Source organism: Sandarakinorhabdus sp. FBCC-B8862 (assembly GCF_059745315.1).
Genome location: NZ_CM185574.1, coordinates 2837906 through 2852453, shown reverse-complemented (window position 1 = coordinate 2852453; position 14548 = coordinate 2837906). Strand labels below are relative to the sequence as shown.

Sequence of the window (14548 nt, the reverse complement as noted above, 5' to 3'; positions counted from 1 at the left end):
AGGCCGGTATCATTGCCCGGGCAGGGCCAGCGCCTTGGCCGGATCGGCCGGGCCGAACAACAGGGTGCGGGTGATGCCGGCGCGCCGCACATTCACCTGGGTCTGATGATCATCATAGCTGTCGCCGAACAGGCTGGCGCTGATCAACAGCTGTGCCGGCTTGCCCTTCAGCCGGCCGATGTAGCGCAGTTCGACCCGGTCGCCGGCCAGCTGCTGGCCAGCCGGGCTGAGCGCCACGCCGGCAATGCGGAACTGCCGGCCGACATAGGCGACGAGCGCCGCCATCGCATCGGGATCATCCAGGCTGGGCTGGGCATCGGGCGCGATGTCAACGAGCGCCGGTTCGACATCGTGGGCCTGCAGGATGTGGGTGACCGACAGGGCGCCCGATTTCGCATCAATCTCCACCACGGCCAGACTGGAGTGGCCGCGGTGGGCGTGCGCCGGCGTGACGGCGATGGCCAGCAGCAGCGCTGCCAGCCCGCCCGCCAGCCGGCACCGGCTCACTTCTCGTCCTTCTTCTCGCCGTCCTTCTTCTCGTCCTTCTTGATCGGACGGGTCTTCAGGCTGTCCGGCGTCACTTCCAGCTCGCTGTCGGCCATGCGGTTTTCGCCGGTCGGATCATCGCGCAGCTTGAGCACCGCCGGCTCGATGCGGCGCGGATAGGCGTTGTTGCTGCGATCGGCATCGGCGGTTTCCCACAGCGGGTCGACCTCGGCCGATTTCAGCACCTTGGGCGTGACATGCTGCCAGGTGACGGCGCGGGCGTTGTAGCGCCAGACCTCGGCCGGGATGCGGATGGTTTCGGATGTGCCATCCTCATAATCCAGCTTGAGGATCACCGGCATGACGAGGCCGCCGATATTGCGGAAGCTGAAGTGGTAGAAATTGTCCTTGAAGGCCAGCACGGCAGCCTCTTCGGGGTCCAGCCGCTTCTTCAGCCCGTCATAATCCTTGCGGTCCTTGGGCGTCACGGTGAAGCGATCATTCTCGTCATAGAAATCGCGGGTGGCGGGATCACGGTCGATCACCGGCACTTGCGTGTTGCGCGCCACGGTGAGCGGGGTCGGCTCGGCCTTGGCCTTGTCGCGGCCCCAGGCCTTTTCCACCTCCGGATTGCGGGTGTCGAGCCGGGCCTTCACCACCTTGTCGAGGCTGATGTCGACATGGTCGGTCGAATAGAACCAGCCACGCCAGAACCAGTCGAGGTCAATGCCCGACGCCTCTTCCATGGTGCGGAAGAAATCATAGGGGGTGGGCCGCTTGAAGCGCCAGCGGCGGGCATATTCCTTGAAGGCGAAATCGAACAGCTCGCGGCCCAGGATGGTTTCGCGCAGGATGACCAGCGCGGTCGCCGGCTTGGCATAGCCGTTGTTGCCGAATTGCAGCACGCTTTCGCTGTTGGTCATCAGCGGCACCTGATCGCGGCTGACCATATATTCGACGATGTCGCGCGGTTCGCCGCGGGCGCGCGGGAACTTGGGATCCCAGCGGCGCTCGGCCTCGAATTCGAGGAAGCTGTTCAGGCCCTCGTCCATCCAGGTCCACTGGCGCTCGTCGCTGTTGACGATCATCGGGAACCAGCTGTGGCCGATTTCGTGGATGACAACGCCGATCAGGCCATATTTGGCACGCTCGGTATAGGTCAGCTGGCCGGTCTTCTTGTCCTTCACCGGGCGCGGGCCGTTGAAGGTCATCATCGGATATTCCATCCCCCCGACCGGGCCATTGATGCTCTGGGCGGTGGGATAGGGATAGGTGAAGGCGAATTCGCCATACACGTCGATGGTGTGGGCAATCGCCTTGGTGGAATAGGCATCCCACAGCGGCCGGGCTTCCTTGGGATAGAAGCTCATCGCCATCACCAGCGGGTTGGCGGGATCATTCTGCTTCACGCCCATCGCGTCCCACACGAACTTGCGGCTGGAGGCGAAGGCGAAATCGCGGACGTTGCTGGCGGTGAAGCGCCAGGTGCGGGTGCCGGCGGGCTTGCCCTTTTCGGCGGCCAGCGCCTCGGCCGGGGTGACGATATAGACCGGCTCCTTGGCGGTGCGGGCCTGGGCCAGGCGGGCGCGCTGCGCCGCGGTCAGGATCTCCGGATTGGCCAGCACGCCGGTGGCCGAGACGACATGATCGGACGGCACGGTGATCGACACGTCATAATCGCCGAATTCCAGGGTGAATTCGCCCGATCCAACAAAGGCCTTGTTGTGCCAGCCCTCATAATCGGAATAGACGGCAGCGCGCGGGAACCACTGTGCGGCGAGGAAAATGCAATTGCCGTCCTGATCCGCCTTGGTGAAGCATTCATGGCCCGAACGGCCACCCACCACGCGGGCTTCCGGCATCGGCAGGGTGAAATCGATCTTTACCGTCACGGCGGCGCCGCTGGCCAGCGGGGTGGCCAGATCGATGCGCATCAGCGTGTCGACCACGGTAAATTTCAGCGGGCGCCCCGAGGCATCGGTGACCTTCAGATTGTTGAATCCGCCTTCCCATTCCTTGTAGCGCATGGCCTGACGCACTTCGGTCATGCTGATCTGGCCGCCGGGGGAGACGGTTTCGGCGCGCTGGGCGATATGGTCGCGCTTGTAATTCTGATCGAGCAACAGCCACAGATAGCGCAGCTGATCCGGGCTGTTGTTGTGATAGGTGATGGTTTCGCTGCCCTGGATCGTGCGGGTCGGCTCGTCCAGCTTTGCCGTGATGCGATAATCCACCTTCTGCTGCCAGTAACGGTGGCCCGGCGCGCCGGCGGCGTTGCGATAATCGGTGGGGGTCGGCCAATCCTCCCCTTCCAGCTGGCGGAACTTGTCGACGAAATCGCCCTTGGTCTGCTGGATCGGGTTGGCGTGCGCCGCCACCCCCATCACCGCCAGCGCCAGCCACAGCACAGCCCGATTGAACCGCATGATGTCCCCATTTTCCCCAAATTGGTGGCGGCCGTTTGCCCATCCGGCGCGCACTTTGCAAGCGGCGCCGCCCTGCGGCATTTGCCCACCACAGCGTCGCATTGCGCGAATCCGGGCAATGTGACAATGTCTCAATGATTCGACATCAAGGGAGGGTTTGATGCGCCTGATCGCTGCCACCGCTGTTGCCGCCATGGTTCTGGCCGCTGCACCAGCCGCTGCCTGCGCCTTTGATGGCATGCCGGGCTACAGCCATTATGCCCCCGACGGCACCGACCCTTATGCTGGCGCCTATGCTGAGGCGGCCGCCCGCATTGCCGAGCAGCGCCGGCAGGAAGCCATTGAAAACGCCCGCCTGGCCATGCTGAAGCGGCTGGGCATGAAGGATGGCGGCGAAACCGCCGTGGCCTCGGCCGCAACCGCCCCCACTGCGCTGGCCAATGCCACCCGCTGACAGCAGCGCGACCGCTTCGCACATCGCAGGGCCCCTGGTGGAAACCAGGGGCCTTTCGCATGTGCGCGATGGCCGCACGGTGATGCAGATCGGCGATTGGCAATTGCAGCCTCAAGCCCATGCCCTGCTGCTGGGGCCATCGGGATCGGGCAAGACCACCTTCATCAACATCGCCACCGGCCTGCTGACGCCCAGCCATGGCACGATCGACATCGCCGGCCAGAAGATGAGCGCCCTGCCCCCGGCCCGGCGCGACGCCTTGCGCCGCCAGACCATCGGCCTGGTGTTCCAGACGCTGCGGCTGATCCCGGCGCTGTCGGTCACCGCCAATCTGGCGCTGGCCCAGAAGCTGGCGTTGGGCCGGGTGGACACGGCGGAGATTGACCGGCTGATCGCCCGGGTTGGCCTGTCGCACCGCGCCCACGCCCGGCCGCGCCAACTCTCCCAGGGCGAAGGCCAGCGCGCCGCCATTGCCCGCGCCCTCGTCACCCGGCCGCGGCTGGTGGTGGCCGATGAACCGACATCGGCGCTGGACGATGCCAATGCCGCCGCGATGATCGACCTGATGTTCGAAGTGGCCGATGCCACGGGTGCGACGCTGCTGGTCGCCACCCATGATGGCCGCATCGCCCACCGTTTTGCCAACCGGCTCAATCTGGTGGCGCCGGCATGATCGGCCTCAGCCTTGCCTATTTGCGCGACCGGGCGCTGAACACCGCGCTCAACATCATCCTGCTGGCGCTGGGCGTGGCGAGCCTTGTCATCCTGCTGCTGTTCTCAAGCCAGCTCGAAAACCGCTTTGACCGGGATTCGCAAGGCATCGACATGGTGGTCGGCGCCAAGGGCTCACCGCTGCAGCTGATCCTGTCGTCCGTCTATCATGTCGATATCCCGACCGGGAATGTGCCGCTGGAAACGGTGGAGCTGCTGCGCCGGCAGATGGGCGTGGCCGAGGCGATCCCGCTGGCACTGGGGGACAGTTTCCGCAGCTTCCGCATTGTTGGCACCGAGCCGGCCTATCCCGCCCTGATGGGCGCTGCCATGGCCGATGGCCGCATGTTCGCCAGGCCGATGGAGGCGGTGATCGGTGCCGAAGTGGCAGCGCGCACGGGGGCGGGCCTGGGCCAGCGTTTTGTCGGCGGCCACGGGATGGGTGGTGGTGACGAGGGGCCCAAACATGAGGAGCAGCCGTTCATCGTGGTCGGCCGGCTGAAGCCCACCGGCACGGTGATCGACCGGTTGATCCTGACCCGCATCGAAAGCGTGTGGGCGGTGCACGGCATCGAGGCGCCGCATGAGGACCATGATGATGCGCATGAGGATGCGCACGAAGCCCATGCCAGCCCGGCGGAGGTGACGGCCGTTCTGGTGCGCTTTGGCAGCCCGATCGCTGCGGTGCGCCTGCCCGGCTTCATCAACCGCCAGACCAATCTGCAATCGGCGGTGCCGGCGGTGGAGGTTTCCCGCCTGTTGGCGCTGGTCGGGGTGGGGCTGGATGCGGTGCGCGCCTTTGCCGTGCTGCTGATGCTCACCGCCGGCCTGTCGATCTTTGTGGCGCTGCTCACCGCGCTGAAAGAGCGGGAGGGCGACATGGCGATGCTGCGGGTGATCGGTGCCAGCCGGGCCGCCATCATCGGCCAGGTGGCGAGCGAGGGCCTGATCCTGGCCGCCGCCGGCACCGCGCTGGGCTTGGGTTTGGGCCATGGCGTGATTGCGCTTGCCGCCGCCCGCTTCGAACAATTGCACCAGCTCGGCCTCGATGCGCTGACCCTCCACCCCGGAGAGGCGATCATCGCCGCCGCCGCGCTGGCCATCGGGCTGTTTGCCGCCTTGATTCCAGCCATCCGGGTGCTGCAATCCGATATCGCCGAAACATTGGCCAACAGCCGCTGATTCGTGAGGGGAACCATGACCAACCGCATCCCGCTTGCCGCCGCCACCGCCGCCGCCCTGTTGCTCGCCGGCCCGGCCGTGCTGGCCCAGCCGGCGCCGCTGAAGCCTTCGGAATCGATCTGGAAGCCGGCACCGACCCCGCCCGGCGGCGTGCCCTGGCAGGTGCTGGAAAGCGCGGCCGAAGACCCGAAGGCCGCCAAGACCGGCGCGGTCAGGCCGCTCTATCCGGCGGCGGTCAAATCGCTGGCCGGCAAGAAGGTGAAGATCAACGGCTATATGCTGCCGCTGGGCAAGGGCGCCAACCAGAGCCATTTCGTGCTGCTGGCCTATCCGCCCGATTGCCCCTTCCACCTCAATCCCGGCCCGCAGCAGTTCATCGAGGTGAAAGTCGCGTCTGCCATTCCGATGAATTATGATGTGCGCACCATTGAAGGCACGCTGGAACTGGCCGGTGGCGACGGCGGCGGCGTGTTCTACAAGATCAGCGACGGGAAAGAGATGTGAGGCTGGCTGCGGCCGCGCTGCTGGCCGTTGCCGTTCCTGCGGCAGCCAAGCCGCTTTCGCCCGCTGTGGCCGCCAGCATCGATGCCTCGATGCGCGATGCCGCCGCCAGCCGCCACTGGCCGGGGATCGCCTGGGGCGTGGTGAAGCGGGGCGAAGGCCTGGTGCATTTCGGCTTTGCCGGGGTGGCCGATGCCGCCAGCGGCCGGCCGGTCACGCCCACCACCCGCTTCCGCATCGCCAGCATGACCAAGGCCTTCACGGCCCTGACCATCGAGCAGCTGGCCGCCGAAGGCCGGCTCAGGCTGGATGACAAGGTCGTCACCCATGTGCCCGAGCTGAAGGGCTGGGGCGATCATCTGACCATCACCGATCTTCTGCACCACATGGCCGGTTTCGTCACCGATGATCCATGGGGGGACCGGCAGACCCCCCTGCCCGAACCGGATTTCACCGCGCTGCTGAAAGCCGGCGTGCCCTTCACCCGCGCCGCCGGGCTGACCCACGAATATTCGAACCTGGGCTATGCCATCCAGGGCCGCATCATCACCAATGTCAGCGGTCGGCCGTTCGAAGCCGAAATCGCCCGACGGCAGTTCGCGCCGCTGGGCATGGCCAGCACCAGCTTCAACCTGGCCGATGTGCCGGCTGCCGAAATGGCGACCGGCTGGCGCTGGGAGGATGGGGCCTGGCAGCGCGAGCCTGACATGGGGCCGGGCGCGTTCGGGGCGATGGGCGGGGTGATCACCACCGTGCCGGATTATGCCCGCTGGATCGATCATCTGCTCTCCGCCTGGCCGGCGGCGGCACCGGGCACGGCCGAGGCACCGGCCCGCGTCACGATCCGGGCGCTGGCGCGCGGCGAAGGCAGCCCGCGCCGCATGACCCGGCCGGGGGACAAGGCGGCGACGCCCTGCGCGGTGGCGGTCGTCTATGGCGGCGGCCTGCGCATCGGCGATGATTGTGACCTGGGCCGGGTGGCATTCCACGGCGGCGGCTATCCCGGTTATGGCAGCCACATGATCATCGCGCCGGATCGCGGCTGGGGTGTGTTTGTCTTCACCAACCACACCTATGCCGGACCATCGGACTTGGCGTGGCAGGCGATGCTGGCCATCGAGCAGGCCGGGCTGATGCCAGCCGATACGCTGCCCGTGTCGGCCGCGCTGAAAACCGCCGCCGGCTTTGCCGAACGCGCGCTGGCGCGCGGCACGGTGGCGGGGGAGCCGGCGCTGCTGGCGGCCAACATGCTTATGGACCGCGACACCGCCCACCGCGCGGCCGACATTGCCGCCGTGAAGGCGCGCGCCGGAGCCTGTGGTGCCCCCAGCCTGAGCGCCAGCGGTGCCCTGTCGGGCACGCTGCGCTGGACGTGCGCGGCCGGCAATATCACCGCCGAGCTGGTGTTGGCGCCAACACCCGATGTGCGGTTGCAGACGCTGGACTGGCAGTTCAGCCCGGCGCAGCCCTGAGGATCAATCCGCGCCGAACAGATCGCGGGTGAACAATTTGTCGGCGACGTCGGCCAGTTGATCACTTTTGCGGTTGGCCAGGATCACATCGGCCTGTGCCTTGAATTCGGCCAGATCACGGATCACCGGCGATCCGAAGAATTCATCCTGCTCCAGCGCCGGTTCGAACAACACCACCCTGACGCCACGCGCCTTGATGCGCTTCATGATGCCCTGGATGCTGCTCTGGCGGAAATTGTCGCTGTTGGCCTTCATCACCAGCCGGAACACGCCCACCGTCTTGGGATTGCGGGCCAGGATCTGTTCGGCCAGGAAATCCTTGCGGGTGCGGTTGGCATCGACGATCGCGGTGATCATGTTTTGTGGCACGCTGCCATAATTGGCCAGCAGCTGCTTGGTGTCCTTGGGCAGGCAATAGCCGCCATAGCCGAACGACGGGTTGTTGTAGTGCGTGCCGATGCGCGGATCGAGGCCGATGCCTTCGATGATCTGGCGCGTGTCCATCCCGTGGGCCATGGCATAGCTGTCCAGCTCGTTGAAGAAGGCGACGCGCATGGCAAGATAGGTGTTGGCAAACAGCTTGATTGCCTCCGCCTCGGCCGGATCGGTGAGCAGCACCGGCACATCGGCCTTTTCGGCGCCGGCCTGCATCAGGGCGGCAAACATCTGGCCAATGGGGCCGGAATCGCCGACGATGATGCGCGACGGGTGGAGATTGTCATAAAGGGCGCGGCCTTCGCGCAGGAATTCCGGGCTGAACACGATGTTGCCCGTGCCCAGTTCGCGGCGCACCCGTTCGATGAAGCCGACCGGGATGGTGGATTTGACGACGATCTTCGCATCGGGGTTGCTGGCCAGCGCCGCCCGCGCCACGCTTTCCACCGACGATGTGTTGAAATGGTTGGTCGCCGGATCATAATCGGTGGGCGTGGCGATCACGACCAGCTCGGCCTGGCGGCAGGCGGCATCCAGATCGGTGGTGGCCACCAGATCAAGCGTGCGGGTGGCGAGGAACTGCTCCAGCTCGGCATCGACGATCGGGCTCTGGCGCTTGTTCACCATTTCCACCCGCGCCGGCATCACGTCCACCGCCGTCACGCTGTGCGCCTGCGCCAGCAGCACCGCGTTGGACAGGCCAACATAGCCCAGGCCGACAACCGCAATCTTCATGTCACACTCCGTGCGGCCGCCGCGCGGCCCGTCGCGCGCCTATCTGGCGCGGAAACGCCCGCCGCGCAATGGCTGCCCGGTTTGGGAGGTCTGATCAAAGTGCGAGAAACCGCGCTGGTCGGGGCGAGAGGATTCGAACCTCCGGCCCCACCCAGACCCCCGCAACGCAGGGGCCGGGCAGCCAGACCAAATTGTGGGAAACCGCGCTGGTCGGGGCGAGAGGATTCGAACCTCCGGCCCCTGCCTCCCGAAGACAGTGCTCTACCAGGCTGAGCTACGCCCCGACCTTGCGCGGAAGCGGCCGTATAGCGACCGGCTTCCGGGCATGCAACCGCTTGATTGCATCGACAGGGCAATATTTTCCGGCCCGCCTGTGCCTCAGGGGGCGGCGGTGGCCGTGCCCGGCGTGTGGCCCTTGGCCAGAATGCGGTCAATCGCCTTCACGGCGGCGGCAAAGCGCTGGCTGTCGGTGTCGCGATAACGGGCGACGAAGCGGTCGTTGGGCAGGTCTTCGGCCAGGGCCAGCACGCTGGGCGGCAACAGGCCATCGTTGGTGATGCCGGCCAGCTCGGCCCGGACGGCGACGGCGTGGCGGCGATCAACCGCAGCGCGGCCCAGGCGCAACCCGGCGCGATCGGCGGCGAGATCGACAAAGGAGAAGCCGCTGCCGCCGGCCATCGAATCTGACAATTCCTTCCATTCGCCCATCAGCCGGCCGGTTTCGATCCCGCCAACCGCCGCAAGCGCTGCGGAGACGGCCCAATGCTTGGCAAGGTCAGTGCGGCCGGCCAGCACCGGCTCGGGCGGCGGCACGGCGCACCGATCGAACATCGCCTGATCGGCGACCAGCCGCCGCGCGCTCTTGCCGGCAGTGAACAGCGCCAGCGCCACCAGCGCGTTGCGATGATCCTGCGCCAGTTGTTGCGCTGTCGCCGCCGGGTTGGCGGTGGCGGCCGTCACCCGGCCCAGATGCACGGCAAGCTCGCTGGCCGGCTGTTGCCGCTGCTGCGCGCTGAGCCGGCACAGCAGCGCGGCGACGCGGGCTTCCTCCACCCGGCCATCGGCGCCCAGCGCCAGCACATCCTGCACCAGATGCGTGGGCGCCAGCCCGCCGGCCAGCCGCAGGCGCAGCAGGCCGGGCTGGATGGTGAGGCCGCGCACCAGTTCGTCGAGCGGCGGCAGCGCCACGCCACGCAGGCGGAGCAGGCCGCGCGCCGCGTCGGCGGCCCAATGCGCGGGCGCGCCCGTGAGCACCAGATCGCCCGCCGCCAGCCGCAGCGGCGGGAAGCCGGCGGACGCCGGTTGCGCCTGGGCCGACAGGTTGAGCCACAGCCCGGCCGGCAGCGCGATGCTGGTGGCCAGTTCGACATGATCGGCCGCCAGCGTGGCGCGGTTGTGCTTCAGGCCGAGGCCGCGCCCGGCGAGCAGGGTGACCGCATCCAGTTCATCGGCGCTGAACAACAGATCGCCGCCGCCACTGCTCATCATGGTTTGGCGCAGGCTGTTGAAGGCGGCGCGGGCGGCGCGCACCTGAGCCCCGCCCGGCGGCGCGCTGGCCGGCACCAGCGGTGTGGTTTCGATGACGAGCAGCAGCAGCGCGGCCAGAAGCAGCGCCGCCGAGGCAAGCGCCAAGCGAAGCCAGCGCTGCCACGCCGGCATCAGGCCAGCGCCAGCATCTGGGCCACGTCCACGATCTTTTCACGCGGGGCGCCGGGGCGGGCGCCGGCGACTTCGGCGGCCTCGATCCGGTGCCAGCCGGCAAAATCGGTGGCCTTCACGGCGCGGGCGGCGAGCAGCGCGTCCAGCCCCGCCGGGCCGGCCTTGCCGCTGGCGCTGATGCCATCATCCACCATGGCGGCGACCACGCTGAAGCCATCGGGCCGGTTGGTGCCGATGGTACCGCTGGGGCCGCGCCGGGCCCAGCCGCTGGCATAAAGGCCGGGGGCTATGCGCCCGGCATCATCGGTGGGGAAGCGGCCGAGCTTGTCAGACCAGGCGACGCCGGGGATCGGCGCGGTGCGATAACCGATGCAGGCAATCACCAGCCCGCACGGAATGGCGTGCAGCTCGCCGGTGCCGACGGCCTGGCCATCCTCCAGCCGGGTGGTTTCCACGATCAGGCGTTCGGCCTTGCCATGGCCCTCCACGGCGACCGGGCGGCGGAAGAATTCGAAATTGATCGTGCCCGGCTTGTCGTTGCGCGGCTGGCCGGCGAAGGAGCGCAGGTGCGTGACCATCTTGCGGTGGCCCGGCTCCAGCGCGGCATCCTCGGCCTCCGGCGGCAGATCGCCCGGCTTCACGATGGCCTGGGCGCGGACGAGATGGCCCAGTTCGCCGGCTTCCTTGGTGGTGAAGCTGGCCTGGTGCGGCCCGCGCCGGCCGACGATGTGGACATCGCGCACGGCGCTGGCAGCCAGAACCTTGAGGGCGTGGTTGGCGATGTCGGTGGTCGAAAGCTCCTCCACCGTTTTCGCCAGGATGCGGGCGCAATCGATGGCGACATTGCCGTTGCCGATGATCGCGGCGCCGTGGTGGGACAGATCCACGGCCAGGCCGGCATGATCGGGATGGCCGTTGTACCAGCCAACAAACGCCGCCGAACCCACCACGCCGGGCAGATCATCGCCGGGAATGCCGATCGGCTTGTCCAGCGGGGCACCGACCGAGAGCACCACGGCGTCATAGAGGCCGAGCAACTCCTCCACGCTGACATCGCGGCCCACCTCGACATGGCCCACCAGCCTTGTCCCCGGCGCCAGGTTGGTCGCCTCATAACGCTTGGTCACCGCCTTGATCGACTGGTGATCCGGCGCCACCCCGGCACGGATCAGGCCATAGGGGCTGGGCAGCCGATCAATGATGTCGATGCGCACGCCCTCCCCCCATTGTTTCTGCGCGGCTTCGGCGGTGTAATAACCGGCCGGGCCGGCCCCGATGATGGCGATGGACAGGGTCACGTGCGTCTCCTCAATCTGGTTGCCGTTCCGCTATTGCCCACGATGCGCAGGGTCAAGCCGCGCCCGTGGTCGCGGCCTGAAAGCAATGCTATCAAACCGCCATGCTGCGCTTGCGCCCTGCCCGCCCTGCCGATGCCCCGGCCTGCCTTGCCCTTTGGCAGGCTGCGGTGGCGGCGACCCATGATTTCCTGTCGGCCGCCGATTTCGCAGCCATCACCGCCGAGGTGGCGGCCATGCTGCCGCAGGTGCCGATGACGGTTGCCGTCGACGAAGCCGACCTGCCGCTGGGCTTCATGATCATGGATTGCAATTGCATGGAGGCACTGTTCATCCACCCGGCCCACCATGGCCGGGGCATCGGCCGCGCGCTCGTCAACGCCGCCCGCGCCGCGCATGGCCCGCTCACCACCACGGTGAACGAGCAGAACCCGGCCGCCCTCGCCTTCTATCGCCGGCTTGGCTTTCATCCCACCGGCCGCAGCGCGGTCGATGGCCAGGGCCGGCCCTATCCGTTGATCCACCTGGCGATGGACGGCGCCACGCCCTTGCCATGATGCTGACCACACCGCCCGGCTTTGCTGCCCGCCACCGGCACGACCGGTCGGTGTGGATCGCCCTGCTGGGCCTGTATTGGCTGATGATGATCATGGGCTTTGGCCCCGAAAGCCTGGCACGGCTGCAGCGGCCGCAGGGGCTGGGCTATCCCTTCATCGTCCATGTCCATGCCCTTGCCTTTGTTGGCTGGCTGCTGCTGCTCAGCGTACAGACCGGGCTGGCGCAGAGCGGCCGGCTGCGTCAGCATCGACGGCTGGGGCGCTGGGGCGCGGTGCTGGCACTGGCCATGCTGGTGCTGGGGCCAGCGACATCGCTCGCCATGAACCGCCTGACCCTGGGCCAGCCCGGGATTGATCATGGCTTCATCATCGTCACCTATGTCGAAATGCTGCTGTTCGGGCTGCTGGTGGCGCTGGCCCTGCATCTGCGGGCCGATGCTGCCGCCCACCGCCGCCTGATCCTGATCGCCAGCTTTGCCATGGCCAGCGGCGGGTTTGGCCGCTGGTGGGGGGCGCGCATCCTGGCGGCCTGGGGGGATCAGCCCTGGTCCAGCTTCCTGGCCAGCCATCTTGGCACACTGATGTTGCTGGGCATCATGGCCGGCCATGACTGGGCGACGCGTGGGCGATTGCACCCTGCGCTCGCGGCCGGCGAGGGGCTGGTGCTGACCGGGCTGGTCACCGCCGAATTTGTCTATTCCCGGCCGTGGTGGCCGCCACTGGCCGTGCAGCTGATCCGCGCCGCGACGGCCTGACCGTTGCAACCCCGGCCACGCCTGCTAAAGCCGCAGGCATGACCGCAGACCTGAGCCGCATCCGCAACTTCTCGATCATCGCCCACATCGATCACGGGAAATCCACCCTGGCCGACCGGCTGATCCAGACGACCGGCGGCCTCGCCGCGCGCGAGATGTCGGAACAGGTGCTCGACAACATGGATATCGAGAAGGAGCGCGGCATCACCATCAAGGCGCAGACGGTGCGCCTGGATTACCACGCGTCCGACGGCCTCGATTATGTCCTCAATCTGATGGACACGCCGGGGCATGTCGACTTCGCCTATGAAGTCTCGCGCTCCCTCGCTGCCTGCGAAGGCGCGCTGCTGGTGGTGGATGCGGCGCAGGGCGTCGAGGCGCAGACGCTGGCCAACGTCTATCAATCGATCGAGCATGATCACGAGATCGTGCCCGTCATCAACAAGATCGATCTGCCGTCCGCCGAACCGGAAAAGGTGAAGAAGGAGATCGAGGATATCATCGGCCTCGATGCCTCCAACGCCGTGCTGGCCTCCGCAAAATCCGGCATCGGCATCACCGAAGTGCTGGAAGCCATCGTCAAGCGCATCCCGCCGCCCAAGGGGGACGCCACCAAGCCGCTGAAGGCCATGCTGGTGGACAGCTGGTATGATCCCTATCTCGGCGTCGTCATCCTGATCCGCGTCATCGATGGCACCATCCGCAAGGGCCAGCAGATCAAGTTCATGGCCGCCGACAGCATGCACCTGGTGGACCGGGTGGGCGCCTTCCGCCCCAAGATCGAACAATTCGCCGAATTGGGCCCCGGCGAGGTTGGCTTCATCACCGCCCAGATCAAGGAAGTGGCGCAAGCCCGCGTGGGGGACACGATCACCGACGCCAAGCGCCCCGCCAACGAGCCGCTGCCCGGGTTCAAGGAAGTGCAGCCGGTGGTGTTCTGCGGCCTGTTCCCCACCGATGCCGCCGATTTCGAAAAGCTGCGCGACAGCATCGCCAAGCTGCGTCTGAACGATGCCAGCTTCAGCTTTGAAATGGAAACCTCAGCCGCATTGGGCTTTGGCTTCCGCTGCGGCTTCCTGGGGCTGCTCCACCTTGAAATCATTCAGGAACGCCTGTCCCGCGAATATGATCTCGATCTGATCACCACGGCGCCGTCGGTCGTCTATCACATCGCCATGCGCGACGGTTCCACCCGCGAACTGCACAACCCGGCCGACATGCCGGACCCGTCAAGCATCCTCCAGATCGACGAACCCTGGATCGAAGCCACCATCTATGTGCCCGATGAATATCTGGGCAGCATCCTGAAGCTGTGTCAGGACCGGCGCGGCATCCAGAAGAACCTGACCTACGTCGGTGGCCGCGCCCAGGTCGTCTACGAACTGCCGCTGAACGAAGTCGTCTTCGATTTCTATGACCGGCTGAAATCCATCAGCCGCGGCTACGCCAGCTTTGATTACCACCAGATCGGCCACCGCGAAGGCGACCTGGTCAAGATGTCGATCATGGTCAATTCCGAAGCGGTGGACGCCCTCTCCATGATCGTCCACCGCAGCCAGGCCGAAGCCCGCGGCCGCCACATGTGCGAACGGATGAAAGACCTCATCCCCCGCCACCTGTTCAAAATCCCCATCCAGGCCGCCATCGGCGGCAAAGTCATCGCCCGCGAAACCATCGCCGCCCTGCGCAAGGACGTCACCGCCAAATGCTACGGCGGCGACGCCACCCGCAAACGCAAGCTGCTGGAAAAGCAGAAGGAAGGGAAAAAGCGGATGCGGCAATACGGCAATGTGGACATCCCGCAGGAGGCCTTCATCGCGGCGCTGCGGATGGGGGATGATAATTGAAAGCCTGATTGTTCAGGCTGACCCTGCGCCATG

The 14548-nt window shown here is 66.8% G+C and carries 13 protein-coding genes and 1 tRNA gene; 8 read left to right on the top strand and 6 right to left on the bottom strand.

The genetic code is table 11. From position 1 onward, the window contains the following. Positions 1 to 9 precede the first annotated feature (9 nt). Positions 10 to 507, bottom strand: a complete 498-nt coding sequence (locus AC6BOR_RS13790) for a DUF6702 family protein (RefSeq protein ID WP_498058945.1) — start codon at positions 505 to 507, stop codon at positions 10 to 12. Further along, entirely contained in the window at positions 504 to 2912 is a 2409-nt protein-coding gene (locus tag AC6BOR_RS13785) for a M1 family metallopeptidase (protein ID WP_498058944.1), read from the bottom strand. The genes AC6BOR_RS13790 and AC6BOR_RS13785 overlap by 4 nt, the downstream gene beginning before the upstream one ends. A 160-nt stretch (positions 2913 to 3072) precedes the next feature. Here AC6BOR_RS13785 and AC6BOR_RS13780 point away from each other — a divergent pair, with 160 nt between their 5' ends. Genes AC6BOR_RS13780 through AC6BOR_RS13760 form a run of 5 tightly spaced genes read left to right on the top strand, consistent with a single transcriptional unit; the run spans position 3073 to position 7232 of the window. Further along, positions 3073 to 3366 (top strand): hypothetical protein, encoded by a 294-nt coding sequence (locus tag AC6BOR_RS13780; protein WP_498058943.1) that lies wholly within the window; start codon positions 3073 to 3075, stop codon positions 3364 to 3366. After that, positions 3353 to 4039, top strand: a complete 687-nt coding sequence (locus AC6BOR_RS13775; RefSeq protein WP_498058942.1) for an ABC transporter ATP-binding protein — start codon at positions 3353 to 3355, stop codon at positions 4037 to 4039. Before AC6BOR_RS13780 ends, AC6BOR_RS13775 begins: the two co-directional genes overlap by 14 nt. Next, positions 4036 to 5259, top strand: coding sequence for an ABC transporter permease (locus AC6BOR_RS13770; protein WP_498058941.1), 1224 nt, complete (start codon positions 4036 to 4038; stop codon positions 5257 to 5259). Before AC6BOR_RS13775 ends, AC6BOR_RS13770 begins: the two co-directional genes overlap by 4 nt. Before the next feature lie 15 nt (positions 5260 to 5274). After that, on the top strand, positions 5275 to 5763 hold the full coding sequence (locus tag AC6BOR_RS13765) for a DUF3299 domain-containing protein (protein WP_498058940.1): 489 nt from the start codon (positions 5275 to 5277) through the stop codon (positions 5761 to 5763). Next, positions 5760 to 7232, top strand: a complete 1473-nt coding sequence (locus AC6BOR_RS13760; RefSeq protein ID WP_498058939.1) for a serine hydrolase domain-containing protein — start codon at positions 5760 to 5762, stop codon at positions 7230 to 7232. Before AC6BOR_RS13765 ends, AC6BOR_RS13760 begins: the two co-directional genes overlap by 4 nt. Positions 7233 to 7235: 3 nt before the next feature. On the opposite strand, the gene AC6BOR_RS13755 is transcribed toward AC6BOR_RS13760, so the two are convergent. From AC6BOR_RS13755 to AC6BOR_RS13740, 4 genes are all read right to left on the bottom strand, one after another. After that, positions 7236 to 8402, bottom strand: a complete 1167-nt coding sequence (locus AC6BOR_RS13755; protein WP_498058938.1) for a nucleotide sugar dehydrogenase — start codon at positions 8400 to 8402, stop codon at positions 7236 to 7238. A 207-nt stretch (positions 8403 to 8609) separates the two neighbouring features. Further along, positions 8610 to 8686, bottom strand: a tRNA-Pro gene (locus AC6BOR_RS13750). A 94-nt stretch (positions 8687 to 8780) separates the two neighbouring features. Further along, positions 8781 to 10034, bottom strand: coding sequence for a hypothetical protein (locus AC6BOR_RS13745; RefSeq protein WP_498058937.1), 1254 nt, complete (start codon positions 10032 to 10034; stop codon positions 8781 to 8783). A gap of 26 nt (positions 10035 to 10060) precedes the next feature. Further along, positions 10061 to 11359, bottom strand: a complete 1299-nt coding sequence (locus tag AC6BOR_RS13740) for an FAD-dependent oxidoreductase (RefSeq protein WP_498058936.1) — start codon at positions 11357 to 11359, stop codon at positions 10061 to 10063. A gap of 101 nt (positions 11360 to 11460) precedes the next feature. On the opposite strand from AC6BOR_RS13740, the gene AC6BOR_RS13735 reads away from it, so the two are divergent. The 3 genes from AC6BOR_RS13735 to lepA are packed head-to-tail and all read left to right on the top strand — an operon-like array spanning position 11461 to position 14515. Then, on the top strand, positions 11461 to 11913 hold the full coding sequence (locus AC6BOR_RS13735; protein WP_498058935.1) for an acetyltransferase: 453 nt from the start codon (positions 11461 to 11463) through the stop codon (positions 11911 to 11913). Continuing rightward, positions 11910 to 12668: a hypothetical protein gene (locus tag AC6BOR_RS13730; protein WP_498058934.1), complete on the top strand. Its 759-nt coding sequence runs from the start codon at positions 11910 to 11912 to the stop codon at positions 12666 to 12668. The genes AC6BOR_RS13735 and AC6BOR_RS13730 overlap by 4 nt, the downstream gene beginning before the upstream one ends. 38 nt (positions 12669 to 12706) lie before the next feature. After that, complete coding sequence (gene lepA, locus AC6BOR_RS13725) at positions 12707 to 14515, top strand: translation elongation factor 4 (RefSeq protein WP_498058933.1); 1809 nt, start codon at positions 12707 to 12709, stop codon at positions 14513 to 14515. The last annotated feature ends 33 nt before the right edge of the window (positions 14516 to 14548 follow it).

Excerpts from the sequence above, each read along its gene's own strand:
- AC6BOR_RS13775 (WP_498058942.1), top strand. The coding sequence starts at position 3,353 with ATGCCACCCGCTGACAGCAGCGCGACCGCTTCGCACATCGCAGGGCCC.
- AC6BOR_RS13755 (WP_498058938.1), bottom strand. The coding sequence starts at position 8,402 with ATGAAGATTGCGGTTGTCGGCCTGGGCTATGTTGGCCTGTCCAACGCG.
- AC6BOR_RS13770 (WP_498058941.1), top strand. The coding sequence starts at position 4,036 with ATGATCGGCCTCAGCCTTGCCTATTTGCGCGACCGGGCGCTGAACACC.
- AC6BOR_RS13730 (WP_498058934.1), top strand. The coding sequence starts at position 11,910 with ATGATGCTGACCACACCGCCCGGCTTTGCTGCCCGCCACCGGCACGAC.
- AC6BOR_RS13765 (WP_498058940.1), top strand. The coding sequence starts at position 5,275 with ATGACCAACCGCATCCCGCTTGCCGCCGCCACCGCCGCCGCCCTGTTG.
- AC6BOR_RS13785 (WP_498058944.1), bottom strand. The coding sequence starts at position 2,912 with ATGCGGTTCAATCGGGCTGTGCTGTGGCTGGCGCTGGCGGTGATGGGG.
- AC6BOR_RS13780 (WP_498058943.1), top strand. The coding sequence starts at position 3,073 with ATGCGCCTGATCGCTGCCACCGCTGTTGCCGCCATGGTTCTGGCCGCT.
- lepA (WP_498058933.1), top strand. The coding sequence starts at position 12,707 with ATGACCGCAGACCTGAGCCGCATCCGCAACTTCTCGATCATCGCCCAC.
- AC6BOR_RS13735 (WP_498058935.1), top strand. The coding sequence starts at position 11,461 with ATGCTGCGCTTGCGCCCTGCCCGCCCTGCCGATGCCCCGGCCTGCCTT.